This is a genomic window from Halorubrum alkaliphilum (assembly GCF_017873815.1).
GTDB classification, from domain to species: domain Archaea; phylum Halobacteriota; class Halobacteria; order Halobacteriales; family Haloferacaceae; genus Halorubrum; species Halorubrum alkaliphilum.
In genome coordinates, this window is record NZ_JAGGKQ010000036.1 from 1 (window position 1) to 22327 (window position 22327).

A 22327-nucleotide genomic window follows, 5' to 3' on the forward strand; every position below is an offset into this window, starting at 1 on the left:
TTCGAACAGCGTTGATCAACCGCTACCGACGACTTATTGTAACAGAACAGGTGGCTCAGGTCGGGTTAGCTGACGATGCTTTGTGAGGTACTGAGCGTCTTGACGACCGCCCGCTTTCGCGCCTGTAGCGCCGAGCGCGAGAGGAGACTCCGGAGCATGCGTTCGTGTCCGGACTCGATCCGTAAGTAAAGTTTTGTGGTTTCTTATCTTCTTAGAAGAAACATTTTGGAGTTACATGACGCCCGTGTATCGGCGTGAACGGAACCGTGACTGACTACGGATCCGGGCGGTTCCGGATGGAACGCTTGCGAGGATCACCTCTGAGAGGGATCGAGGACGCTCGGAGCCGACCGCGGTCGGTTGCGACGGGCTTCCGGGAGCCTTTAGGTTGCGCCCGCCCCCTCTCCGCGCATGATCCTGTCGGACGCCGACATCCTCGACCGCCTCGCGGACGGAGACCTCGTGGTCGAACCGCTGGCGGACGTCGACCAGCAGGTCCAGCCCGCGAGCGTCGACTTACGCCTCGGCGAGCGCTTCCTGGAGTTTCAGCGTACCAACATTCCGTGTATTCACCCGACCGAGGCGGACGAGGTCGGCGAGTACGTCACGGAGACAACCGTCCCCGGGGGCGACGAGTTTATCCTTCACCCGGGCGACTTCGTGCTCGGAACGACGATCGAACGCGTCGAGATCCCGGACGATCTCGTCGCACACGTCGAAGGGCGGTCGTCGCTCGGTCGCCTTGCGATCGTGGTCCATGCGACTGCCGGGTTGTGCGACCCCGGGTACCACGGCCAGATCACGCTCGAACTCTCGAACCTCGGCACCGCGCCGGTCGCGCTCTCGCCCGGGATGCGCGTCTCACAGCTCACGTTCACGGAGCTGAAGTCGCCGGCCGACCGCCCCTACGGAGCCGAGCGCGGCTCGAAGTACCAGGACCAGGACGGTCCGCAGGCGTCGCGGATCGGCAACGACCCCGAGTTCGCCGGTGACGACCACGACGCTGCTGAGCGCGCTCCCGGCGGAGGTGACGAATGAGGTTCATCGAGGAGGTCGTCGTCGACGAGTTCCTGCCGACGGTCCGCTCGATGCTCGCCGAGGATCTCCGCGATAGGGGGTTCACCCAACACGAGGTCGCGGACGCGCTCGGCATCTCCCAGTCGGCCGTCTCGAAGTACGCCCACGGCGACGTCGCCCGCAACGAACGGGTCGTCGACGACGACCGGGTCCGCGATCTCGTCGAGCGCGTGGGCGAGGGGCTCGCATCCGGCGATATGAGCCCGGTCGCGGCGCTGGTCGAGATCGAGGTAGTGATCCGGCAGTTGGAGACGGGCGACCTTCTCGCTGACCTCCACGAGGAGGCGATGCCCGAGCTCGCCGCCGCCGACGTGGAGTTCGCCGTCCACGACCCCGACAGCGGACTTCGCGAGCGCGAGCGCGTCCTCGCGTCGGTCCGGCGCGGGCTCCGGACGCTCACGAACGCCTCGGGGTTCGCCGGGCTCATCCCGAACGTCGGCGCGAACGTGGTCGAGTGTCTCGCGGACGCGCGATCCGTCGACGATGTGGCCGCCGTCCCCGGTCGACTCGTCGACGTAAAAGGACAGGCGATGGTACCCGGCGAGCCCGAGTTTGGCGTGAGCGAGCACGTCGCGACCGTGTTGCTCGCGGCCCGAGAAGGGGGGTCGAGCGCCTGCGCAGCCGTGAACGTTCGGTACGATCCGGATCTGGTAGCGGGGCTCAACGAGTCGTACCGGACCGTTGAGTTCGACGCGGAGCGACCGACCCGGGAGGCGGTACGGGAGGCGGTCGAGCGGGACGCGGGTGGACGGAACGCGGTCGAGCGGGACGCGGGCGGCGAGGACGCCCTCGACGACGCCCTCGTGCTGTACCAGACCGGTGCGGTCGGTGTGGAGCCGATCGTGTACGTTCTCGCGTCGAACGCGCCCGAAGCCGCACGGATCGTCCGGGAGATCGTGTGAGAGCGGCCGACTGAACCGGACAGGGTTTATGTACTCGCGTTTCGACGATCCGATCGTGACCCGTCCGGGACGCGACGACCGCCGTATGCGACTCTTCTAGCGTCGGGTGGAGCCGCCGCGCCGGCGACGGTCGGTAACGCGACCGCTGCCGGCGTCCGGTGAAGCCCGCCGCCTTTCCGTAACGCACGGTCCGTCCCGCGGGTGCGGGATCGGAGCCGAACCAGCGGGCTTTAGACCCGAACGATCGACACACGATACACACACTACATGAGCCACGACGACTTTCCCACCGACGACCCGGCGGTGGTGACCTGTGGACTGCCGTACGCGAACGGCGACCTCCACATCGGTCACCTGCGCACCTACGTCGGCGGCGACGTGTACAGCCGCGCGCTCGAACGACTCGGTCAGGAGACGGCGCTCGTCTCCGGCTCCGACATGCACGGCACGCCCGTTGCCGTTAACGCCGAGCGGGAGGGGGTCACCCCGGAGGAGTTCGCGCTCGACTGGCACGAACAGTACGCCGTGACGTTCCCGAAGTTCAACGTCGAGTTCGATAACTACGGACACACCCACGACGAGACGAACACGGAGCTGACACAGGAGTTCGTCCGGTCGTGGATCGACGAGGGACTCGTGTACGAAAAGGAGATCCCCGTCGCGTGGGACACCGCGGAGGAGATCCCGCTTCCGGACCGCTACGTCGAGGGGACCTGTCCGTACTGCGGCGAGCACGCCCGCGGCGACGAGTGTGACGAGGGGTGCGGCCGCCACCTCGAACCGGGTGAGATCGAGTCGCCCGTCTCGACTATCACCGGCAACCCGGCGGAGTACCGCGATCGGACCCACAAGTTCCTCAACGTCTCGGAGTTCAGCGACTACCTCTCCGGATTTCTCGACCGGCTCGAAGGGACCGCAAACGCTCGGAACCAGCCCCGCGAGTGGATCGAAGACGGCCTCCGAGACTGGTGTATCACCCGGGACATGGACTGGGGCGTCGACTATCCGGACGAGGAGCGGTCGGATCTGGTCCTCTACGTCTGGGTCGACGCGCCCGTCGAGTACGTCGCCTCGACGAAGCAGTACTCCGACCGCGTCGGCGCGGACGTCTTCGACTGGGAGGCCGCCTGGAAGGCGACCGAGACGCCCGACGACCCGACCGAGCCCGCGACGGGCGGCGGCGAACTCGTTCACGTCATCGGCCGCGATATCATCCAGCACCACACGATATTCTGGCCCGCGATGCTCCGCGGCGCGGGGTACGCCGAGCCGCGCGCGGTGATGGCGTCCGGCTTCGTCACGCTCGGCGGGAAGGGGTTCTCCACGAGCCGCGACCGCGCGGTTTGGGCCGACGAGTACCTCGATGAAGGGTTCCACCCGGACCCGCTCCGCTACTACCTCGCGACCAACGGCGGGTTCCAGCAGGACGTGGACTTCTCGTGGGAGAAGTTCCGCGACCGCGTGAACTCCGAGTTGGTGGGGACTGTCGGCAACTTCCTCTACCGGTCGCTGCTGTTCGCGCACCGCAACTACGACGAGGCTCCCATCGCGGACGCGACGAGCCACGAGGTCACGGAGCGAATCGACGAGGCAATCACGGCGTTCGACGCTGCGGTCAACGACTACTCGGTTCGGGCGCTCGGCGACGTTACCACAACGCTGGCACGCTTCGGAAACGAGTACATCCAGCACAACGAGCCGTGGAACCTCGTCGATGAGGACCCGGAGGAGGCCGCACAGGTTATCCACGACTGCGTCGCGATCGCGAAGGCCATCGCGGTGTTGTTTGAGCCGATCGCTCCCGAGAAATCCGAGCGCCTCTGGGCCCAGCTCGGCGAGACGGGCTCGGTCCACGAGGCCACGGTCGAAGCCGCCCGCGAGGGACCGACCGGCGAGCTCTCGGAGCCGACCGAGCTGTTCGAGCAGATCGAGGACGACCGCGTCGAGGCGCTAAACGAGAAACTGGAGTCCCGAGTCGCCGAGGCGGAGGCGGACGGCGAAGGGGACGAGGATGAGAGCGGAGCGAACGACGAGAGTGACGACGACGCCACGGATACCGACATGGCCGACATCGAACCCCTCAGCGACGACCGGATCAGCTTCGACCAGTTCCAGGACCTCGATATCCGCGTTGGCCGGATCGAGGAAGCTACGGGGATCGACGGCGCGGACGACCTCTTGAAGCTCCGTGTCGACCTCGGTGCGGAGACGAGGACGATCGTTGCGGGGCTTAAACAGCTCCACGACGCCGACGATCTGCCCGGGACGACGGTGGTCGTGCTCGCGAACATGGAGAAAGCGGAGCTGTTCGGCGTGGAGTCGAACGGCATGGTGTTGGCAGCCGGCGAGGAGGCTGACCTGCTGACGACTCACGAGGATGCCGAGCCGGGGACGACAGTGAAGTGAGGTCGTCGGGATTTATACTACCGGCTCCCGGATCCGGAGCCACGATGTCCCTCCTTCCCCGCTGGTTCGAAGCACAGCCGTTCGAACGACAGATCATCATCGGTGCTCTCGTTCTCGACCCGATCGGTTTTGCCGCCGGCTACCTGCTCGCACCGGATCTCGGGCTTGATCCGCTGATCGGTGGCGTGTACGGGCTCATCGTCGCGAGCGTTCCATTGTCGCTGCTCGTTGTTCGGGAAGCGAACCGACAGTAGCCGCGAACGACTCCCCCGGTTTCAGGCGTCGAGCACTTCGATCAGGTTCCCCTCCGGGTCCCTGACGAACAGCACTGTTGTCCCGCTTTCCGTCGTCCGCGGCGGGCTCACCGTCTCGACCTCGTTCGCGAGGCCAGTATAAAAGGTGTCCACGTCGTCGACAGAGAGCCCAAGGTGGGTCGCTCCCGGCTGGTTGAGCGTCGGCGTCGTCGTCCCCGCTCCTTCCGGCTCGTATTCGACGAGTTCGACGACCGTGTCGCCCGCGTCGAGGTGTGCGAACGCGGCCGACGCGTCAGCGACGCCGACCGCCTCGGCGAACGCCTCCCCGCCGACGGAGAACTCTGCGACGACGTCGAGGTCGAACGTGTCAGTATAAAAATCGACGGCGCGGTCGAGATCCGAGACGGTGGTGCCGACGTGGTGAGCGGTGGGTCCGGTCATGGGTTCTCTCTCGGGAGCGTCGGAAAAACGGTGTCGACGGCGACGTGTGGTCGGCGACGCGACACGGCTGCGTGACCGAAACGTCCATCCACCGTCCGAGCAACCTCCCACACATGTACGTCGTCGTCAACGCCGCCCAGAGCGTCGACGGGAAGCTCGCGACCCGCCGCCGCGAACAGCTTCGGATCTCCGGTCCCGAGGACTTCGACCGTGTCGACCGCATTAGAGCCGCGGCGGATGGGGTTCTCGTCGGCGTGGGAACCGTTCTGGCCGACGATCCACACCTCACGCTCGACGAGGAGGACCGCCGGGTCCAGCGGCTTCGAAACGGTCGTCCCGGCCACCCGGCGCGCGTTGTTGTCGACTCGACCGGCCGAACGCCGACGGACGCCCGGATCCTCGACGACGCGGCGACGACGTACCTGCTCGTCTCCGAGGCGACTCCGCCGGACCGCCGGGAAGAACTGCGCGCGGCCGGCGCAGAGGTGATCGTCGCCGGCGATGAGCGCGTCGACATCGACGCGGGAGTCGGGGCGCTCGGTGACCACGACATCGAGCGGCTGATGGTCGAGGGGGGTGGCGAAGTCATCTACTCCTGTTTTTCGGCGGGGCTCGTCGACGAGCTACACGTCTACGTGGGCTCGATGGTGATCGGTGGTCGCGACGCGCCGACGCTGGCCGACGGGGAGGGGTTCGTCGACACGTTTCCGCGTCTCGAACTCGACGGGGTCGAACGGCTCGACGACGGGGTTGTACTGTCGTACGAGGTCGTTGAGTCAGCGGAGCGGAGTGACGACGCCGAGTAGAGCAGGCTGGATGTAGGCGGTGGCGACAAACCGACAGTTCGAGGAAAGATACACGCGGTATCGTGTGTGACTCCCCAACACGGATCGGGGAGTATACGGCCCGTGCTACCGGGTTACAACCGAATCACCGAAGTATTTATATGTCGGTCCATAGTACATCTAGCTACCAGAACGCCTCCGGCACTGGTAGGATCGCACGCTGAAATGAACGGGAGTTCTTATACACGGCCCCATGCACGACGGCAAGCGGCCGCCATATCCGGAGCGGTGATGGAGAGATAAAAAATGGTAACGAAAGACGAAGTTCTCGAACAGTACGACATCGAGCCGATGAACGACGCGGACAACGTAGACCTTTCCGAGGATGACCTCGATAATGGGTCGAAGGGGCAGCTCATCAAACGCGCAGGGCAGCTGCGCGACCGACGAAACGAGCTGAACCAGATGGCCTCCGAGCGCGCCTCCAAGCGCGACGACCTCAACGCGAAGACGCGCGAGAAGGTCGACGAGGCCCAGGAACACCGCGAGAAACGCGACGAGCTCAACGAGCAGGTCCAAGAGCACAAGGACAGCCGCAACGAGCTCAACGCGGAGGCCAACGAACTGTTCGACGAGGTTGAGGAGCTCAAACAGGACTTGGAGCTCGGCTCCGGTAAGTCCGTCGAGGAGCTCAAAGAGGAGATCGAGGACCTGGAGTTCCGCCAGCAGACGGAGGTCCTCGACGCTGAAGACGAGCGCGAGCTCATCGAGAAGATCGACGACAAACGCGAGAAGCTCGCCGAGAAGAAGGACAAGATCGACGACACCAGCGAGCTCGACGACCTCGTCGAGGAGGCCGAGGAGGTTCGATCGGAGGCGTCGAAACACCACCAGAAGGTGACGGAGCTCGCCGACGAGGCGCAGGAGCACCACAACCGGATGATCGAGGCGTACCGCGAGGCCGACGACATCCGTGACGAGGCGGACGAGATGCACGATCTGTTCGTCGAGGCCCAGGAAGCGGCCGATCGCCATCACGAAGACTTCGTTCGCGTCCAGAAGCGCCTGCGCGAACTCGACAAGAAGGAGGAGGAGGAGCGCAAGGACGAACGCTCTTCGAAGCGCGAGGAGGAGAAAGAAGAGGCCGAGGAGATCTACCAGAAGTTCAAGGAGGGCGAAACCCTCGACACCGAGGATCTGATGAAGCTACAGAAGACCGGCCTCCTGTAAGCCGGCGACTCGCGGTTTTTCCCGTTTGTGCCCGACCCGACAGCGACGCGACTGGTCGGCCGACGAGAGTCCGGTACGTCGTCGCTGCGCGCTCTCACACGACGACAGCCAGCATATAAACCGGTGCGCAACCAACCGGTAGTATGGACGATACGCCCCAGTCGACGGGACGGACGGTGCTAGTCGGAATCGTCGTGGCCGTGGTTACGGCCGCGGTCTTCGGACGACGGCTCGTTGGGAGACTCACCCGCGGCCGCGTCGGCGACGCGGAGGAGTACAACGCGGCGAAAGTGTCCGTTTCGGGGCCGATATCACGCGATCGAGGGCGGCCGTCGCCGCTGTCCGGCGCGACCGGCGCGACCGCTGACGAGGTCGTCGAGCAGATCGAGGCCGCGGACGACGACGAGGACGTCGAGGCGTTGCTCGTCGAACTCAACACGCCCGGCGGGGAGGTCGTCCCGAGCGACGACATCCGGCGGGCAGCCGCCGAGTTCGACGGTCCGACGGTGGGGTACGCGACGGATCTCTGTGCGTCCGGCGGCTACTGGATCGCCAGCGGTTGTGACGAGCTGTGGGCCCGCAAGGGGAGTCTCGTCGGCTCAATCGGCGTCGTTGGCTCCCGACCGAACGCGGCCGGACTCGCCGATAAGCTCGGCATCTCGTATGAGCAGTTCACGGCCGGCGAGTACAAGGACGCGGGCGTCCCGCTCCGCGAGATCGAGGACGACGAGCGCGAGTACCTCCAGTCGCTCATCGACGGCTACTACGAGCAGTTCGTCGAGACCGTCAGCGAGGGCCGCGACATGGACCCCGAGGCGATCCGCGACACCGAGGCACGCGTCTACCTCGGCACCGACGCCGCCGAGATGGGGCTCGTCGACGAGCTGGGGACGGAATCGGACGTCGAGGACCGGCTCTCGGACCGGCTCGACGCCGACGCCGAGATCCGCGAGTTCACGCCCCAGCGCGGGCTCGCGGACCGGCTCGGGATCGGCGCGGAGCGCGTCGCCTTCGCGGCCGGCAACGGCGTCGCCAGCGTGTTCTCGGGTGACGGTCGTGACGTCGAGATAGAGCTCCGCTGAGCCGGCTCCGGGAGGGATCGGCCCCGTCGCCGGGGAACGGAGAGGCTTTTTACTCCGTCGGGGAGAGGATCGGATCGTGACGACGCTGGTGATCTGTGTGGACCGCTCGGGGACGATCGGGCGGGCCACGAACGTCCCGATGCCGGTCGCGGGCTGGGAGGCCGTCCGGTCGCTCGTGACCGACGCCGGCCTCGCAGACCCCGAGGACGCCAGCGTCAACTGTCTGCTCGAGGCGCTTCGAGTCGCCCGTGACCTCCGCGACGAGCGCGAGGACGCGGTCGTCGCCGTCGTCTCCGCCGAGAGCGACGCCCCGGTCGGCGCGGACCGGTCGATCGCGTCGCAACTCGACGACCTCGCGGACCGCTACGACCCGAGCGCCGCGATCATCGTCGTCGACTCCGCGGAGGACGAGCGGGTGCTCCCTATCGTCGAGTCGCGGATGCCCGTCGACGGCGTCGATCGCGTCGTTGTCCGGCAGGCGCACGACCTCGAATCCACCTACTACCTGCTGAAACAGTTCCTCGCCGACGAGCAGCTCCGGTCGACCGTGCTCGTTCCGATCGGGATCGCACTACTCCTCTTACCCGTCCTCTTCGTTCAGTTCTCGCCGGCGACCGCGCTCGCAGGAGTGGCGGGACTGCTCGGCGCGGCGCTCCTTTATAAAGGATTGGGCGTCGACCGCGTCGTCGCCGGGATGCCAGAGCGGGTTCGGGAGGCGCTGTACGCCGGACAGGTGTCGGTCGTGACGTACGTCGTCGCTGGCGGGCTCTCGCTCGTCGGGGGGTTTTTCGGCGTGCTGGCTGCGTCCGAGCTGGAAGGGGCGACGATCGCCGTCGAGGTTATGGAGTTCACCTACGCGGCCGTGCCGTGGCTCGTCGTTGCCGGCGTTACCGCGGCGGTCGGCCGGCTCCTCGACGAGCTGATCCGCGACGAGGGGATCCGGACGCCGTATCTCAACCTCCCCTTCGTCATCGTCGCCGTCGGACTCGTCGTCCGCGGGTTTGCCGGCTACTTCCTCGCACAGGAGGCGATGATCGATCCGATCCGGGTCGGGGGAATGGGGGTCACCCCGGGTCAACGGCTCGCGGCCTTCATTCTCGTCGGCGTCGTCGTCTCGCTCGTCGGCGTGAAGCTCGCGAGCAACGTGGGGAGAGAGACGTTGGAGGAGGTCATCGACGGCGAGGGCGACCCGGACGGGGAGTAGACGCGACACCCGACCCGACGCGCGCACCCGACGCCTTTTCAGCGATGCGGACCGCGTGACCGTCCATGCAGGTTTACGGGCTGATCGGCAATCCGGTCGGACACTCGTTGTCGCCGACGATGCACGAGGCTGGCTACGACGCGCTCGGGATCGACGCGCGCTACGTCACCTTCGAACCGGCACCGGACGACGCCGCCGCGGCGGTTCGGGGCGCGGCCGCGCTCGGAGTAGCCGGACTCAACGTCACCATTCCGTTTAAACAGGACGTGCTCGACGCCGTCGACGCGGCCCCCCTCGCCGAGCGGATCGGCGCGGTCAACACGGTCGACTTCGGGCCGGTGCGGGCGGGTAAAAGCGACCGGCCGCGCGGCTACAACACCGACGCCGCGGGCGTTCGGCGGGCGTTCGAGCACCACGACGTCACGCTCGACGGCACCGACGCGGTCGTCGTCGGCGCGGGCGGCGCGGGGCGGGCGGCGGCGTTCGCGCTCGCGGACGCCGACGCGAGCGTCCACGTCGCCAACCGGACGACCGAACGGGCGATATCGCTCGCGGACGACGTGCCGAACGCGACCGGCGGAGGGCTAAACGACCTCACGGAGCGCGTCGCGGCCGCGGATATCCTCGTCAACGCGACGAGCGTCGGGATGGAGGAGGACGCGACGCCGGTGCCCGCCGAGGCGCTCCATGCCGAACTGGCCGTACTCGACGCGGTGTACACGCCAATCGAGACGCGACTCCTCGCCGACGCCGCGGCCGCGGGCGCGACGACCGTCGACGGGGCGTGGATGCTGCTGTTCCAGGGCGTCGAGGCGTTCGAACGGTGGACGGGGAGGGATGCCCCGGTCGACGAGATGAACCGAGCACTCCGCGAGGGATTATAAACCGCTCACGGCGACCTCGGCGGCGATCACACTCCGAACGGGTTCGCCAACAGCCCGGCGGTGAGGATCAGTCCAATAGAGAGGGCGGCCGCGGCGTAAAAGAAGGGCTTCGCGTCCGTCACGACATCTGCGACGTCGCCGTCGGCGACCGCCTTCCCGCTCGCGACCTCGACGAGTCCGGTGATGGCGAACCAGAGGGCGATCATCGTCAGGAGGAGGTGGCCGTCACCCGTCCCGGTGAGCCGCTCGACGGTGTAGAGCTGGCCGGCCATATGCCCGCCGGTCGCGACGAAGACGAGCGCGCCGATCCGAGTGATCCATCGGAGACGACTCACGACCGACGACAGCAGTCCGCGGCCGACCTCGCCGCGGGTCGCCGGCGGTACCACGGCGAGCGTGACGAACAGGACGCTCCCGGTCCAGAGGACCGCGAACCCGATGTGGAGGGACCACATGACGGCGTCGATGAGTGCCATACCCGGAATTATACACGACGACTCTTATATACGGGTTGATTCGACGGCGGGCACACCCCGTTCGTTCGACGACGGATCGTGAGTCGGGCCTTCGACCGGCGAAAGAACTCGCCCGTCGCCGGTGTTTAAATATCCCGCGCGTATATTCGTCGCCAATGGCACTACTGAAGAAGATCAAGGAGAAGCTGGGGATCGGAACCGGCTCGACGGACGGCGACGCCGGCGAGACGACGGTGACCGTCGAGAAAGGGTCGGACGACGGGACGACGGCGGAGTCCGACGCGGACGACGACCCGACGGGTGTGAGTACGGACGCGACCGACACGGAGACGGCCGCCGAGTCGACGCCGGATCCCGCCGAAACCGCGACGGGTCCCGCCGAAACCGCGACGGACTCCGCCGGCAGCGACGAGGAGTCCGTGGAGGGTGATGACGATGCGACCGACGTGACGGCCGGGGACGACGAGTCGGTCGCGGACGACGAGTCGGTCGCGGACGACGCGTCCACGGATCCCGCTCCCGCCGACGGCGACCCGGTCGAGGAGGTCAAGGGGATCGGCCCGGCGTACAGCGAGCGTCTCGCCGAGATGGGAATCGAGACGGTCGCCCAACTCGCGGCTGCCGACGCGGCGGCAGTCTCGGAGGGCGCGAAGGTGAGCGAGAAGCGCGCGTCGACGTGGATCGATCGGGCCGAGGATTTCTGAAAACGGATACCGAGGTGGACGACCGCAACGGTTTCACCCGTGCCGGCGAAGCATATGGCATGAACGGTAGTGTACGCACCGAGCGGGAGCGGTTCCGCGAGGTCGCCGCGGCGGCACCCGCGGGAGCCCGCGTCCCGGTCGAGTGTTCCGTCACCGTCGACGACCCGTTCGACGCGTTTCGGCGGGCCCGTGACGGCCCCGGAGGCTTCTTTTATGAAACGACCGGCGGCCAGCCCGGCTGGGGGTACTTCGGTATCGACCCGGTCGAGCGACTGACCGTCTCGGAGCCGGCGACGGTGGCCGACGCCGATGCGGTCGGGGGCGCTCCCGAATCGACCGGCGACTACCGCCGGCCGACTCCGACGCTCGCGGCCCTCGAAGGCGTCGTTGACGGCGAGGAGCTCGCCCGGGGCGACTGCTCCGTCCCGTACCCGTGTGGCGTCTTCGGCTGGCTCTCCTACGACGTCGCCCGCGAGTTGGAGTCGTTCCCGGCGGCCCCGCCGGACGGTCCGGGCGCGCGCGACGACCGCGGCCTTCCGCAGCTACAGGCGGCCGTGTTCGACCGGGTCGCGGCGTGGGAGTGTCCGGTCGAGACCGGGTCCGACGAGGACGTCGAGCTTCGTGTGACCGCCTGTCCGACCGTCCCCGCGGCTGGGGACACCGAACGTCTCGACGAGGCGTTCGAGTCGGGGGTCGACCGCGCACGGGAGCTGATCGACCGGATCCGCACCGGCGAGCCGGCCGTCGGCCCGCCGCCGACGGGGGGAGCCGCGGAGCGGGGCGCGGATCGGGGCGGAAGTCGAGACGCGGGCCGGGGCCGGAACCGGGACCCCGCCGCGACGTTCGAGAGCGACACCGGTCGCGAGGCGTACGCGGACGCGGTCCGGCGCGTCAAGGCGTACGTCCGCGACGGGGACACGTTTCAGGCGAACGTCTCCCAGCGACTCCGCGCGCCCGCAACCGTCCATCCGGTGACCGCGTACGACGCGCTCAGACGGGTGAACCCCGCGCCGTACTCCGGGCTTGTGGAGTTCGAGCGCGACGGCCTCGGTGCTGACCTCGTGAGCGCAAGCCCCGAACTCCTCCTCGAACGCGTCCCGACCGACGACCCCGAGCGCGACGCGCGACTCGTCACGGAGCCCATCGCCGGCACGCGACCGCGGGGTGGCGACCCCGAGGCCGACGCCGCCCTGGAGGCGGAGCTGACCGGCGAGGCGAAGGAGCGCGCCGAGCACGCGATGTTAGTCGATCTCGAACGCAACGACCTCGGGAAGGTGTCGCGGTTCGGCACGGTCGACGTCGCGGAGTACCGCCGCGTCGACCGCTACTCGGAGGTGATGCATCTCGTGAGTCTGATCGAGGGCGAAGCACGCAGAGATGTCGGGCTCGCCGACGCGCTCGCCGCCTGTTTCCCCGGGGGAACGATCACGGGCGCGCCGAAGCCGCGGACGATGGAGATTATCGACGAATTAGAAGAGACTCGTCGCGGACCGTACACCGGATCGATGTTCGCGGCAGGGTTCGACGGGCGGCTGACCGCCAACATCGTCATCCGAACGCTGGTCCGGACCGGAAGCGAGTACTCGCTCCGTGTCGGCGCGGGGATCGTCCACGACTCCGAGCCCGACGCCGAGTACGCGGAGACGCTCGCGAAGGGACGCGCGCTCGTGACCGCCATCGACGAGGCGCTTACGGGGGAGGAGTTGGAGGTCGCCGCCGCCACCGACGACGCCGGAGGTGAGACGCGATGAGCCGAGCGGAGGCGGTCGATTCGGGGTGGCGACCGGGCGACGGGGAGTCGAACGCCCGGGTGCTCGTCGTCGACAACTACGACTCGTTCGCGTACAACCTCGTCCAGTACGTCGGCGAGGTCGCCGGCGCGGTCGCGGTCCGCCGGAACGACGCGGTCGATCTCGACGGGATCCGCCGGTTGGATCCCGACGGCGTCGTCGTCTCGCCCGGTCCCGGCACTCCGCAGTCGGCCGGCGTCTCGATCGACGCCTTCGCGCTCGACCGTCCCGTCTTCGGGGTCTGTCTCGGCCATCAGGCGCTGTGCGCGAACCGCGGGAGTCGCGTGGGCCACGCCCCGGAGGTCGTCCACGGAAAGCCCTCGACGATCAGCCACGACGGCTCGGGCGTGTTCGCGGGACTCCCTGAAGAACTCCGAGTCGGGCGGTACCACTCGCTTTGCGTCGAGCGCGAGGGCCTCCCGGACGAGTTGGTCGAGACGGCCCGAACCGAGGACGAACGCGAGGTCGTGATGGGTGTACGTCACCAAGAAAAGCCCCACATCGGGGTTCAGTTTCATCCCGAGAGCATCCTCACGCCGGAGGGAAAACGAATGGTCGAGAACTTCGTCGACCTGTGTGAGCCATGAGTGACCGCGGAGGATCCCCCGATCCGGCGGACGCGACCGGCTCGGACGCGACAGCCGACCGCCACTACCACGTCGACGGCGACCTCGTGCCCGCCGAGGCGGCGACTGTCCACGTCGAGGACCGCGGGTTCGCCTACGGCGACGCGGCGTTCGAGACGCTGCGGGCGTACGGCGGCGACGCCTTTCGCTGGGAGGCCCACGCCGACCGCCTCGCCGACACCTGTGAAACGCTCGCGCTGGACCACGGCCTGAGCAACGCGGACCTGAGATCGCGGATCGACGAGACGCTCGCCGCGAACGACCTCGCGGACGCCTACGTCAAGTGCTCGATCACTCGCGGTCGACAGCCCGGCACGCTCGACCCGCGACCGGACATCGACCCGACGGTCGTGGTGATCGCCAAGCCGCTTCCGCGGGGCGGCGTCGACGGCGAGCCCGCACACGACGGCCCGGCGACGGTTCAGACGACGAAGACACGGAAGATCCCCGACCGGGCGGTCCCGGCAGCCGCGAAGACGCACAACTACCTCAACGGAATCCTCGCCCGGCTCGAACTCCGCGTGACGGGGGCCGACGAGGCCATGCTTCTCGACTCGGACGGTCACGTCGCCGAGGGAGCGACCGCGAATCTCTTTTTTGCCGACGGTACTGCGCTGAAGACGCCCTCGCTCGACGGACCGGTGCTCCCCGGGATCACCCGTGAGGTCGTTGTCGACATCGCCGAGTCCGAGGGGATCCCGGTGGAGGAGGGGGCGTACACGCCGAGCGACGTGCGCGAGGCCGACGAGGTCTTCCTCACGAACTCGACGTGGGAGGTACGGCCGGTTCGGACGGTCGACGGCCTGGCCGTCGACGGCGACGGCGAGGGGGTCGCCGGACCGCTCACGACGCTGCTCTCACGGCTGTTCGACCGCCGCGTTGAGGAACGTTACTACGACGGCGAGCGACTGTGACTCCCGCGTTGTCGCCCGCCTGACTCGAACACAGAACGTTAAAACCGCCTCCGTGCCATCGGATCGTATGGATGCGGACCGTCGGATCGCCGCAGTCGAAGAGGTGCCCGAGGACGGGACGCTGCTCGTCACCCTCCGGCCGACCGATCCCGACGCGGTCGACGACGGCGAGGGCGACGTGGGCGCGGACGAGGACGGCACGCCGGAGGCGGAGGCGATCATCACCCGCGCGGCCGGCAAGGTGGCCGCGTTCCGCAACTACTGTCAACACTGGACCGACGTGCGGCTCGACAAGGACGACGGAGCGTTCGTCCGCAACGGCGAGGTGTTCTGTCAGAAACACGGCGCGACGTTCGAGGCCGACTCCGGCTACTGTAACTTCGGCCCCTGTGAGGGCGCAACGCTGGAATCCGTCGGCGTCGCCGTCGACGGCGACGGGGTGTACCTCGACGACGACGCCTACGAGTTCGTCCGACTCGGACCCGCCACCCGCGACGGCGACGGGAGCGGCTCGCGGATCGATTTCACCGGGAGCTAGAACCGCGTCCGTCCGCTACCCCCGCCGCCCGCGACCGCCGCCTTCGTCCCGCCCGAGCGCCTTTTTTAAGAAGTTCATCCACCGCTTCCGGTCGGCCGTCTCCTGTCGTTGTGCCTCCGTCTCCGGGTCCGGGGCGTTCAGCCCGTCGAGCGCCTCCAGCGCGCGGTCGATACCGATGATCGACGCCGCCAGCTCTTCGCCGTGCTCGTAGCTCACCTCGTTTTCTTCGATGCGTTCGAGTCGTTCTAATCGCTCCCGTCGGAGGTTTCGCTTCGCCCGCTCGACCCGGTCGCGCTCGCCGGGCGGCACCGTCTCCCGCCGCTCGATCTCGAAGACGAACGACTGTAGCTCGATCGACTCCCCTTGGATCTCGATTTCATCCGGGATGGACGTGCCGACCGTCGCGGCCTCGCGGTTGACCCGTTCGAGGAGCCCCTTCCGTTCGTACTCCTTCACACCCGTGAGTACGTGGTGATCGTACTTCGCTCCTTCGCCCCGCAGAGCGTACGGGGTGTCTCCAGTGTCGATCGAGAGACACCGATCGACACTGTTGTGTGACGGAGCCACACGGAAGCAACGACGTTAATCCGGTCGGCGGCAACTGTGAAGCATGGACTCGCTCGAAGCCGAGCTCGACCGCGCCCGCGACCTCGACGTCGCGGCGTTGGCGGACGCCATAGAGTCGATCGGATTCGAGTGTACGCGCTGTGGCGGCTGTTGTACGGGATACGCGCCCGACGAGCCCGGCGGCGCGCCGGTCGGGGAGGGGTCGGGCGCGGTCGACGAGGGCGGGGACGCGGGAACTGATACCGCCGACTGCCACGAGGAGCGAGAACCCCACACCGCGACCGTCTTCCCGGACGAGATCCGGGCGGTCGCGGACGCCGCCGAGGACGCCTTCGGCGAGGCGTACGACTGGCGCGACGTCGCTCGGCCGATGCCGTACGGGCTCGCCGAGGGCGACGACGGCGAGCCGGTCGGCGAGACGTTCGAGTGGGCGCTCGCGACCGACGACTGCGGCGACTGTACCTTTTATCAGGAGACGGACGGGCAGGGGGCGTGCGCCGTCCACGACGACCGCCCGCTGATCTGTCGAACGTACCCGTTCAGCGTCGCGCTCGGCGGAACGAGCCAGCCGATGGGCGAGGCCGTGGACTCCGCGGGGATGGTGCGAGCCCACGAGTGTGAGGGCCTGGGGAGAGGGATATCGCGGGCGGACGCCGAGTCGCTCGCGGCGGCGCTCAAGGAACGGGCGGTCCGGGAGCTACGGGAGGCGATCGGGGTCCGGGACGGCTACGATCCGACCGCCAGCGAGCGCGGCGACGGGGTCGTCGTGTTCGATTCGGAGGGTCCCAAGCGCGCCGACGGGACCCGGATAGACGACTGAGGCGGCGGTACAACTATGGTGGGGCGTCCCGACGTTCCGGTGGAGTATATCATGGAAATCTCCGAGAAGCTCCTTTGTCTGTTCAGCGCCGACGTTCGCGAGGAGGACGACGAGTACGTGGTCGAGGTACCGCGCCGCGAGGTCGACACCGGGTCGCTGGATCCGGGAGAGACGTACCGGGTCGCACTCATCGCTCGCGACGAGGACGGACCCGCGAGCGATGACGGGGGATCCGAAACCGCGTCGCGCAACACTGACGGGCCACAGCCGCCGGTCGAGCCCGGCGAGATGCGGTACGTGGAGATCGAGGACCTCGGCAAGCAAGGCGACGGGATCGCCCGCGTCGAGCGCGGCTACGTGATCATCGTTCCGGACACGGAGGTCGGCGAGCGCGTGAAGATCGAGGTGACCGAAGTGAAATCGAACTTCGCGGTCGGCGAAGTGATCGAGAACGACGTCTAAGCCGAGTAGCGGGTCGTCATTCCGGGCCGGGAGCAAAGACGCTTCGTGTTTCAGCCGAGGCGTGGCGACGACCTACGCCTCGTCCGGAACCCGAGCATCCCAGTAGGAAACGGACGCGACGTAGTCGCCGGGGATCGTGTTACCGATCAGCTCGTCGAGGAACCGGAACGGTCCCGCGACGGCCCCGGGAAGCTCACGATAGAACCCGTAGGGCAGCACGAAGTCGTGCTCCTCGCCCGCGAGCGTCAGGTCGGCCGCACGCAGCATCTCCGCGACCTGTCGTTCGGAGTAGAGCCGTGACCCCATCGGAAGCAGCCACGTGTACAACACGCGGAGGCTGCGCGCGTTGAACGTGTCAAAGAACACCTGATCGCTGCTCACCCGGCGGAGCTCCGTCATGAACTGGAGCGGCTCGTCCATCAGGTGGAAAAAGCGCATCGCGACGACGGTGTCGAAGTGGTCGTCGGGAAACGGGAGGCGGGACGCGTCCCCGCGCATGAACTCGACTCTGTCCGAGAGCCCGGCGTCGGCTGCCTTCTCGCGGCCCTGTTCGAGCATCTCGCGGGAGATGTCGAGGCCGACGATGTCGGCACCCTGGTCCGCGAGCATCGTCGTGAACCGACCGGTGCCGCAGGCTACCTCCAGCACACGATGTCCCTCCTCGATCGGTCCGAGAGCGGAGAGCACGGCTTCCTTCTCGCGCCGGTCGATGAGCGCTCCGCCGCCGGAGAACCGGACGTCGTCGTACTCCTCGGCGACCTCGTCGGCCTGATACCAATCCTGTCCCTTCACGTTACTGCCAGTCGAGGGCGAACGATTAAAACCGTACTGGATGCGTGCCGACTCCACGGGAGCGTCGAGCAGGACCGAGGAGCGTCGAGCGTACTCGGACGGCGATCACCCGCTCATCGAGACGTGGTCAGTCGGGATGCGGATCAACACGCGGGGTCCCGACTCCTCGCCGTGGTGTGGATACTCGTCGACGCCGAAGTACCGGGCCGCCAACTCGTCGATGTGCTCTTTCGCTCCCTCCTCGGTCAGTTCCGCCTCGCCGCGGACGGAGATGTATCGATACGGATCCTCCGGGTCAAGCACGCTCACGCCGACCTTCGGGTTCGCCCGGACGTTTCGCTCCTTGCGGCGGCCGCGGGCCGTGTTCACCAGCACGTACTCGCGGTCCTCGTGATCGACCCAGACCGGAGTGACGTGCGGGGTTCCGTCCGGGAGCATCGTCGCGAAGTGGGCGAACGACTTCGACTCGAACACGTCGACGTGGGACTCGGGGATCACGACCGTACTCCCGTGCTGAACCGACAAAACCATCCCGATCGATCGGGAACGACGGTCGGCCGACAGGTGATATTAATTCCTTATATAATTACGAGTGGCTTCCCCCATATGTAGCCAACCTTTACCAATACGCGGCAGTTTCTCGTCTACGTATGAGTACCAGTCCCGTGGGTGCAGCCGATCAGGACCGTCTCTCGGAAAGCGAATACCGCGACCGCTTACGCGAACTCCCGCCCAGCGCGAAGCTCGTAGCGAAAGTGCTCGAAGGCGACTCGCCGCTCTCGCAGGGCGGTCTCGCCGAGGAGTCGCTGCTTCCCGACCGCACCGTTCGCTACGCGCTCAACCGTCTGGAGGAGGAAGGGCTAGTCGACTCCCGCTACAGCTTCAAGGATGCCCGCAAACAGGTCTACTATCTGACGACGTAGGCGGAATCGCTCGTTTCGACGACCGAGCTCTCCCGTTCGGAGCCGTGAGGAGAGTCACGTCGTCCTTTTTATATCCCCGGACCAATCATCGGCTGTATGGATCTGTCGGTGGTCGTTCCGACGCTCAACGGTCGAGACCGGTTAGCTGCCTGTCTCGACTCGCTGACGGCACACGCGCCCGACGCGGAGGTGATCGTCGTCAACGGCCCCTCCGCCGACGGCACCACCGGGATGGTTCGGGACCGCGATGACGTCGACGTGCTCGTGGAAATATCGGACCGAACGGTCAACGTCGCGCGCAACGCCGGCATCGAGACGGCGACGGGAGACGTCGTCGCTCTCGTCGACTACGACAACCGGATCACGCCCGCGTGGGTCGACGGCGTGCGCGACGGACTCGACCGAGCCGACGTGGTGACCGGTCCGGTGACGCCGGTCGAGACGGTCGCCACCGACGAAGATGAGACCGACCCGAGCGAGACACGCGCGGGCGACGAACCCCACGAGGAGAGTGATAGCGCGGATGGACCGGAGCGAAAACGGATCGCCGGGCGCGACGTGACGTACTTCGCGGGCGGAAACGTCGCGTTCCGTCGCGAGACGCTCCGGGACCTCGACGGGTTCGACGAGTACCTCCACACTGGGGGGGCGCGCGACGCGGCCCACCGGCTCGCCCACACGGACCGTACCGTCGTGTGGGACACGGACGTGGCGGCACGAACGGAGCCGCCGAGTCGACACGCCGTCGACGGCGGTCGAAGCGGTCGCGACTGGGAGTGGAAGTACCGGGCGCTCTCCTATCGACTATTAAAGAACTACGGGATCCGGCCGACGGTCGTCGGACGGACGGCCAAACACGCCGTGCTCGACGCCGGATCGGTCGCTCGCGACGTCCTCGACGGGGAGGCGACCCCGTCGCGGTGGGTCGGAAACGGTCGCGACGTGGTGTTCGGGATCGCGGGCGGCAGCTCCGACGGGCTCGTCGCCCGGGCACAGGACCGGAGTCCGGCTCGGAACCCGAACGGGATCTCGAAGCGCGCGGATCGGGCAGTCGCGAAGTACGATCGGCGGGAGGAGTAGCTGCGGTCGATCCCCTCACTCGAACAGCCGATCGACCGTCCGGACGAACCGATCGACGACTCGGTCCGGAAGCGACGGCGAGACCGTGTCGAGCAGTTCGGCGGTGCGGTCCGGCTCCGCGAGCGACACCCGCATCGGCTCGTCCGGAGACCGGACGACCGCTCCGGCGTCGTCGAGGTTCGAGACGTGATACGCGACCGTGCTCCTCGCGACATCGAGCTCCTCTGCGAGGTCGACCGGGCGAGCGGGACCGTTCGCGTGGAGTCGAACCAGGATCGCACGGGTCGTCTCCCGGCGGAGGTACGCGACCAGCCGCCGCTCCCACGGGTCGTACTCCGGGGGAAAGTAGTGAGTTCGACCGCCGACCGACTCGGCGACGACGGCCTCGCTCCGGGTCAGCCGACGGAGGTGGTACTGGACCTGTCCGGTCGCCAGATCCAGATCGCGGCCCAGCCGATTGAAGTGGACGCCGGGGGTCTCGTGGACGTACCGGCGGATCCGCTCGCGCGTGGCGGCCATTCGTATAGGTGGGTTCGTGTCGACGCGGTAAAACCCGTCGCGGATTCCGACCGCGTGGGGAGAGTTCATGGTCCTACCACCCTGAGACGCGCATGGTGACATCCGTGTTCCCGTTCGCCACGACAGTCGCTTGGCTTGCCACCGACGTGGTGGGACCCAGCTGGTGGGCCGTCGAGGGATCGACGCCGCTTCTGATCGTGATCCTCATCGCGGGGATCGGCACCGGAGTCCTCTTCGCCGTCAGTCTGGTCGCGTACGCCAGACGCGGCGGGCGGCGGTTTCTCCTCGTGAGCATCGCCATCGGCGCGCTGTGGGCGCGCTCGATCGTGGGCGCGGGGACCGTGCTGGGGTACGTCCCGATGCCGGCACACCACTACGTCGAGCACACCCTCGACTTCGCCATCGCCGCGATCGTCTTATATGCCGTCTACGCACACGCACCGGGGGAGCCTCCGGAGGATGGCCCCCCCTGAGTCACGGCGACCGTCCCCGCGCCTTTTAATTCCCGCCGTCGCCAACGGCCGATAACGAATGGGACTCACGAAGCGGATCATCCCCTGTATCGACGTCGACCTCGACGACGACGGCGACGCCGCCGTCTACACGGGGGTCAACTTCGAGAACCTGGAGTACACCGGCGACCCGGTCGAGTTGGCCAAAAAGTACAACGCGGCCGGAGCCGACGAGTTCGTTTTCCTCGATATCACCGCGAGCGCGGAGGGGCGCGAGACGATGCTCGACGTCGTCAACGCGGTCGCCGACGAGTGTTTTATCCCCTTAACCGTCGGCGGCGGGATCCGGACGAAGGCCGACATCAAGGAGACGCTCCGGGCGGGCGCGGACAAGGTGTCGATCACGACCGGTGCCCTGGAACGCCCCGAACTCATCGAAGAGGGTGCAGCCGCGTTCGGCAGCCAGTGTATCGTCATCTCCGTCGACGCGCGCCGTCGCCACGACGACGCGGGCGAGCACTTCTACGAGGACGCCGACGGCGAGGAAGTGTGGTTCGAGTGTACGAAGAAGGGCGGCCGCGAGGGCACCGGCATCGACGCCGTCTCGTGGGCGAAAGAAGCGGAGAAGCGCGGGGCGGGCGAGCTGTTCGTCAACTCCATCGACATGGACGGGACGAAGGACGGCTACGACATCCCCCTGATGAAAGCGGTCTGTGACGCCGTCTCGACGCCCGTCATCGCCTCGTCGGGCTGTGGCAGTCCGGAGGACATGTACGACGTGTTCACCGAGGCGAACGCGGACGCCGGCCTCGCGGCCTCCATCTTCCACTTCGGCGACTACACCATCGAGGAGACGAAGGAGTACCTCGACGAGCGCGACGTCCCCGTTCGATTATAAGAATGGGGGAGCGGTACGCTCGGATCGCAGACTCGGTGGCGAGTAAATTTCCACCGACGTGAGGGCTGTTTTCTCGGCGTGGGAACGAAACCAACACCTATTATTCGATGGGGAACGAACGATCGTGTATGTCCACGTCCCCCATGCGTGTCCACGCGGAGCCGCCGGAACTCGTCTGTCGTCGGACGGAGGACGGGTCCGCGGACGACGAGGTGACGTTCTTCGAGCCGGACAGGGATCCGGACGAGCGGACGACGCGCTGGGTCACGGTCCGAGCGGCGGACTGTGTTCCGAGCGACGAGTGGCGGTGAGGCCGGCGAGTATACACGCCCGATCGCGGCGTCGACGACCGTTGTAAACTACCCTACCCTACTCCTTCGGCGCTACGCGCCTCGGTCCTTGAGGGTAGGGCTTTGATGTGGACTCCCGGCAATCAGTCCCCAGCAATAGGCTGGTGACCCTTGCTGTTCAACGTCCCACCAGTTATACGCACGTCTACTT

General features: G+C 67.3%; 27 protein-coding genes. 21 read left to right on the top strand and 6 right to left on the bottom strand.

Annotation, left to right across the window (positions count from 1 at the left end):
- Positions 1-411: 411 nt before the first annotated feature.
- The 4 genes from dcd (at position 412) to J2751_RS14465 (ending at position 4639) form a co-directional block, all read left to right on the top strand.
- On the top strand, positions 412-1038 hold the full coding sequence (gene dcd, locus J2751_RS14450) for a dCTP deaminase (protein ID WP_209487044.1): 627 nt from the start codon (positions 412-414) through the stop codon (positions 1036-1038).
- A complete protein-coding gene (locus tag J2751_RS14455; RefSeq protein ID WP_209487045.1) occupies positions 1035-1979 on the top strand; it encodes a thiamine-phosphate synthase family protein in 945 nt (314 codons plus the stop codon). The genes dcd and J2751_RS14455 overlap by 4 nt, the downstream gene beginning before the upstream one ends.
- Positions 1980-2246: 267 nt before the next feature.
- Positions 2247-4385, top strand: a complete 2139-nt coding sequence (metG, locus tag J2751_RS14460) for a methionine--tRNA ligase (protein WP_209487046.1) — start codon at positions 2247-2249, stop codon at positions 4383-4385.
- Between the two features lie 44 nt (positions 4386-4429).
- A complete protein-coding gene (locus tag J2751_RS14465; RefSeq protein WP_209487048.1) occupies positions 4430-4639 on the top strand; it encodes a hypothetical protein in 210 nt (69 codons plus the stop codon).
- A gap of 21 nt (positions 4640-4660) precedes the next feature.
- On the opposite strand, the gene J2751_RS14470 is transcribed toward J2751_RS14465, so the two are convergent.
- Positions 4661-5080, bottom strand: a complete 420-nt coding sequence (locus tag J2751_RS14470) for a VOC family protein (RefSeq protein ID WP_209487050.1) — start codon at positions 5078-5080, stop codon at positions 4661-4663.
- 113 nt (positions 5081-5193) lie between these two features.
- On the opposite strand from J2751_RS14470, the gene J2751_RS14475 reads away from it, so the two are divergent.
- From J2751_RS14475 to J2751_RS14495, 5 genes are all read left to right on the top strand, one after another.
- Positions 5194-5886: a 2,5-diamino-6-(ribosylamino)-4(3H)-pyrimidinone 5'-phosphate reductase gene (locus J2751_RS14475; RefSeq protein ID WP_209487052.1), complete on the top strand. Its 693-nt coding sequence runs from the start codon at positions 5194-5196 to the stop codon at positions 5884-5886.
- 285 nt (positions 5887-6171) lie between these two features.
- Positions 6172-7095: a coiled-coil protein gene (locus J2751_RS14480; protein WP_209487054.1), complete on the top strand. Its 924-nt coding sequence runs from the start codon at positions 6172-6174 to the stop codon at positions 7093-7095.
- Positions 7096-7238: 143 nt separating this feature from the next.
- A complete protein-coding gene (gene sppA, locus J2751_RS14485; protein WP_209487056.1) occupies positions 7239-8177 on the top strand; it encodes a signal peptide peptidase SppA in 939 nt (312 codons plus the stop codon).
- A gap of 76 nt (positions 8178-8253) precedes the next feature.
- Complete coding sequence (locus J2751_RS14490; protein WP_209487058.1) at positions 8254-9381, top strand: DUF373 family protein; 1128 nt, start codon at positions 8254-8256, stop codon at positions 9379-9381.
- A 65-nt stretch (positions 9382-9446) separates the two neighbouring features.
- A complete protein-coding gene (locus J2751_RS14495) occupies positions 9447-10265 on the top strand; it encodes a shikimate dehydrogenase (RefSeq protein WP_209487059.1) in 819 nt (272 codons plus the stop codon).
- Between the two features lie 26 nt (positions 10266-10291).
- Here the strand turns inward: J2751_RS14495 and J2751_RS14500 are convergent, their stop codons facing one another.
- Entirely contained in the window at positions 10292-10741 is a 450-nt protein-coding gene (locus tag J2751_RS14500; protein ID WP_209487060.1) for a transporter, read from the bottom strand.
- A gap of 155 nt (positions 10742-10896) precedes the next feature.
- Between J2751_RS14500 and J2751_RS14505 the strand changes: the two genes are divergently transcribed.
- From J2751_RS14505 to J2751_RS14525, 5 genes are all read left to right on the top strand, one after another.
- The gene (locus tag J2751_RS14505) at positions 10897-11445 is read left to right on the top strand and encodes a helix-hairpin-helix domain-containing protein (protein ID WP_209487061.1); all 549 of its coding nucleotides are present in this window, start codon (positions 10897-10899) and stop codon (positions 11443-11445) included.
- 59 nt (positions 11446-11504) lie between these two features.
- Positions 11505-13196, top strand: coding sequence for an anthranilate synthase component I family protein (locus J2751_RS14510; protein WP_209487062.1), 1692 nt, complete (start codon positions 11505-11507; stop codon positions 13194-13196).
- Positions 13193-13822: an anthranilate synthase component II gene (locus tag J2751_RS14515; RefSeq protein ID WP_209487064.1), complete on the top strand. Its 630-nt coding sequence runs from the start codon at positions 13193-13195 to the stop codon at positions 13820-13822. The genes J2751_RS14510 and J2751_RS14515 overlap by 4 nt, the downstream gene beginning before the upstream one ends.
- A complete protein-coding gene (locus tag J2751_RS14520; protein ID WP_209487066.1) occupies positions 13819-14775 on the top strand; it encodes an aminotransferase class IV in 957 nt (318 codons plus the stop codon). Before J2751_RS14515 ends, J2751_RS14520 begins: the two co-directional genes overlap by 4 nt.
- 67 nt (positions 14776-14842) lie before the next feature.
- Positions 14843-15313 (top strand): Rieske (2Fe-2S) protein, encoded by a 471-nt coding sequence (locus J2751_RS14525; protein WP_209487069.1) that lies wholly within the window; start codon positions 14843-14845, stop codon positions 15311-15313.
- Between the two features lie 15 nt (positions 15314-15328).
- On the opposite strand, the gene J2751_RS14530 is transcribed toward J2751_RS14525, so the two are convergent.
- Entirely contained in the window at positions 15329-15769 is a 441-nt protein-coding gene (locus J2751_RS14530; protein ID WP_209487087.1) for a DUF5788 family protein, read from the bottom strand.
- A 154-nt stretch (positions 15770-15923) separates the two neighbouring features.
- Here J2751_RS14530 and J2751_RS14535 point away from each other — a divergent pair, with 154 nt between their 5' ends.
- The gene (locus tag J2751_RS14535; RefSeq protein WP_209487071.1) at positions 15924-16700 is read left to right on the top strand and encodes a YkgJ family cysteine cluster protein; all 777 of its coding nucleotides are present in this window, start codon (positions 15924-15926) and stop codon (positions 16698-16700) included.
- A gap of 51 nt (positions 16701-16751) precedes the next feature.
- A complete protein-coding gene (locus J2751_RS14540; protein WP_209487073.1) occupies positions 16752-17162 on the top strand; it encodes a TRAM domain-containing protein in 411 nt (136 codons plus the stop codon).
- 72 nt (positions 17163-17234) lie between these two features.
- On the opposite strand, the gene J2751_RS14545 is transcribed toward J2751_RS14540, so the two are convergent.
- Complete coding sequence (locus tag J2751_RS14545) at positions 17235-17954, bottom strand: class I SAM-dependent methyltransferase (RefSeq protein WP_209487075.1); 720 nt, start codon at positions 17952-17954, stop codon at positions 17235-17237.
- A 105-nt stretch (positions 17955-18059) separates the two neighbouring features.
- Entirely contained in the window at positions 18060-18452 is a 393-nt protein-coding gene (locus J2751_RS14550; protein WP_209487077.1) for a PPOX class F420-dependent oxidoreductase, read from the bottom strand.
- A gap of 152 nt (positions 18453-18604) precedes the next feature.
- On the opposite strand from J2751_RS14550, the gene J2751_RS14555 reads away from it, so the two are divergent.
- Both J2751_RS14555 and J2751_RS14560 read left to right on the top strand, forming a co-directional pair.
- Positions 18605-18877 carry a helix-turn-helix domain-containing protein gene (locus J2751_RS14555; RefSeq protein WP_209487079.1) on the top strand — a complete coding sequence of 91 codons (273 nt, stop codon included), beginning with the start codon at positions 18605-18607 and terminating at the stop codon, positions 18875-18877.
- A 96-nt stretch (positions 18878-18973) separates the two neighbouring features.
- Entirely contained in the window at positions 18974-19957 is a 984-nt protein-coding gene (locus tag J2751_RS14560; RefSeq protein ID WP_209487081.1) for a glycosyltransferase family 2 protein, read from the top strand.
- A 15-nt stretch (positions 19958-19972) separates the two neighbouring features.
- Here the strand turns inward: J2751_RS14560 and J2751_RS14565 are convergent, their stop codons facing one another.
- Positions 19973-20476: a winged helix-turn-helix transcriptional regulator gene (locus tag J2751_RS14565; RefSeq protein WP_209487089.1), complete on the bottom strand. Its 504-nt coding sequence runs from the start codon at positions 20474-20476 to the stop codon at positions 19973-19975.
- 92 nt (positions 20477-20568) lie between these two features.
- On the opposite strand from J2751_RS14565, the gene J2751_RS14570 reads away from it, so the two are divergent.
- The 3 genes from J2751_RS14570 (at position 20569) to J2751_RS14580 (ending at position 22137) form a co-directional block, all read left to right on the top strand.
- Positions 20569-20949, top strand: coding sequence for a DUF7471 family protein (locus J2751_RS14570; RefSeq protein ID WP_245202850.1), 381 nt, complete (start codon positions 20569-20571; stop codon positions 20947-20949).
- A 58-nt stretch (positions 20950-21007) separates the two neighbouring features.
- Entirely contained in the window at positions 21008-21826 is an 819-nt protein-coding gene (hisF, locus tag J2751_RS14575) for an imidazole glycerol phosphate synthase subunit HisF (protein ID WP_209487083.1), read from the top strand.
- A 128-nt stretch (positions 21827-21954) separates the two neighbouring features.
- Positions 21955-22137, top strand: a complete 183-nt coding sequence (locus J2751_RS14580; protein ID WP_209487085.1) for a DUF7511 domain-containing protein — start codon at positions 21955-21957, stop codon at positions 22135-22137.
- The last annotated feature ends 190 nt before the right edge of the window (positions 22138-22327 follow it).

Coding starts and splice junctions, on each gene's coding strand:
- dcd (WP_209487044.1), top strand. CDS start 412: ATGATCCTGTCGGACGCCGACATCCTCGACCGCCTCGCGGACGGAGAC.
- J2751_RS14455 (WP_209487045.1), top strand. CDS start 1,035: ATGAGGTTCATCGAGGAGGTCGTCGTCGACGAGTTCCTGCCGACGGTC.
- metG (WP_209487046.1), top strand. CDS start 2,247: ATGAGCCACGACGACTTTCCCACCGACGACCCGGCGGTGGTGACCTGT.
- J2751_RS14465 (WP_209487048.1), top strand. CDS start 4,430: ATGTCCCTCCTTCCCCGCTGGTTCGAAGCACAGCCGTTCGAACGACAG.
- J2751_RS14470 (WP_209487050.1), bottom strand. CDS start 5,080: ATGACCGGACCCACCGCTCACCACGTCGGCACCACCGTCTCGGATCTC.
- J2751_RS14475 (WP_209487052.1), top strand. CDS start 5,194: ATGTACGTCGTCGTCAACGCCGCCCAGAGCGTCGACGGGAAGCTCGCG.
- J2751_RS14480 (WP_209487054.1), top strand. CDS start 6,172: ATGGTAACGAAAGACGAAGTTCTCGAACAGTACGACATCGAGCCGATG.
- sppA (WP_209487056.1), top strand. CDS start 7,239: ATGGACGATACGCCCCAGTCGACGGGACGGACGGTGCTAGTCGGAATC.
- J2751_RS14495 (WP_209487059.1), top strand. CDS start 9,447: ATGCAGGTTTACGGGCTGATCGGCAATCCGGTCGGACACTCGTTGTCG.
- J2751_RS14500 (WP_209487060.1), bottom strand. CDS start 10,741: ATGGCACTCATCGACGCCGTCATGTGGTCCCTCCACATCGGGTTCGCG.
- J2751_RS14505 (WP_209487061.1), top strand. CDS start 10,897: ATGGCACTACTGAAGAAGATCAAGGAGAAGCTGGGGATCGGAACCGGC.
- J2751_RS14510 (WP_209487062.1), top strand. CDS start 11,505: ATGAACGGTAGTGTACGCACCGAGCGGGAGCGGTTCCGCGAGGTCGCC.
- J2751_RS14515 (WP_209487064.1), top strand. CDS start 13,193: ATGAGCCGAGCGGAGGCGGTCGATTCGGGGTGGCGACCGGGCGACGGG.
- J2751_RS14520 (WP_209487066.1), top strand. CDS start 13,819: ATGAGTGACCGCGGAGGATCCCCCGATCCGGCGGACGCGACCGGCTCG.
- J2751_RS14525 (WP_209487069.1), top strand. CDS start 14,843: ATGGATGCGGACCGTCGGATCGCCGCAGTCGAAGAGGTGCCCGAGGAC.
- J2751_RS14535 (WP_209487071.1), top strand. CDS start 15,924: ATGGACTCGCTCGAAGCCGAGCTCGACCGCGCCCGCGACCTCGACGTC.
- J2751_RS14540 (WP_209487073.1), top strand. CDS start 16,752: ATGGAAATCTCCGAGAAGCTCCTTTGTCTGTTCAGCGCCGACGTTCGC.
- J2751_RS14555 (WP_209487079.1), top strand. CDS start 18,605: ATGAGTACCAGTCCCGTGGGTGCAGCCGATCAGGACCGTCTCTCGGAA.
- J2751_RS14560 (WP_209487081.1), top strand. CDS start 18,974: ATGGATCTGTCGGTGGTCGTTCCGACGCTCAACGGTCGAGACCGGTTA.
- J2751_RS14565 (WP_209487089.1), bottom strand. CDS start 20,476: ATGGCCGCCACGCGCGAGCGGATCCGCCGGTACGTCCACGAGACCCCC.
- J2751_RS14570 (WP_245202850.1), top strand. CDS start 20,569: ATGGTGACATCCGTGTTCCCGTTCGCCACGACAGTCGCTTGGCTTGCC.
- hisF (WP_209487083.1), top strand. CDS start 21,008: ATGGGACTCACGAAGCGGATCATCCCCTGTATCGACGTCGACCTCGAC.
- J2751_RS14580 (WP_209487085.1), top strand. CDS start 21,955: ATGTCCACGTCCCCCATGCGTGTCCACGCGGAGCCGCCGGAACTCGTC.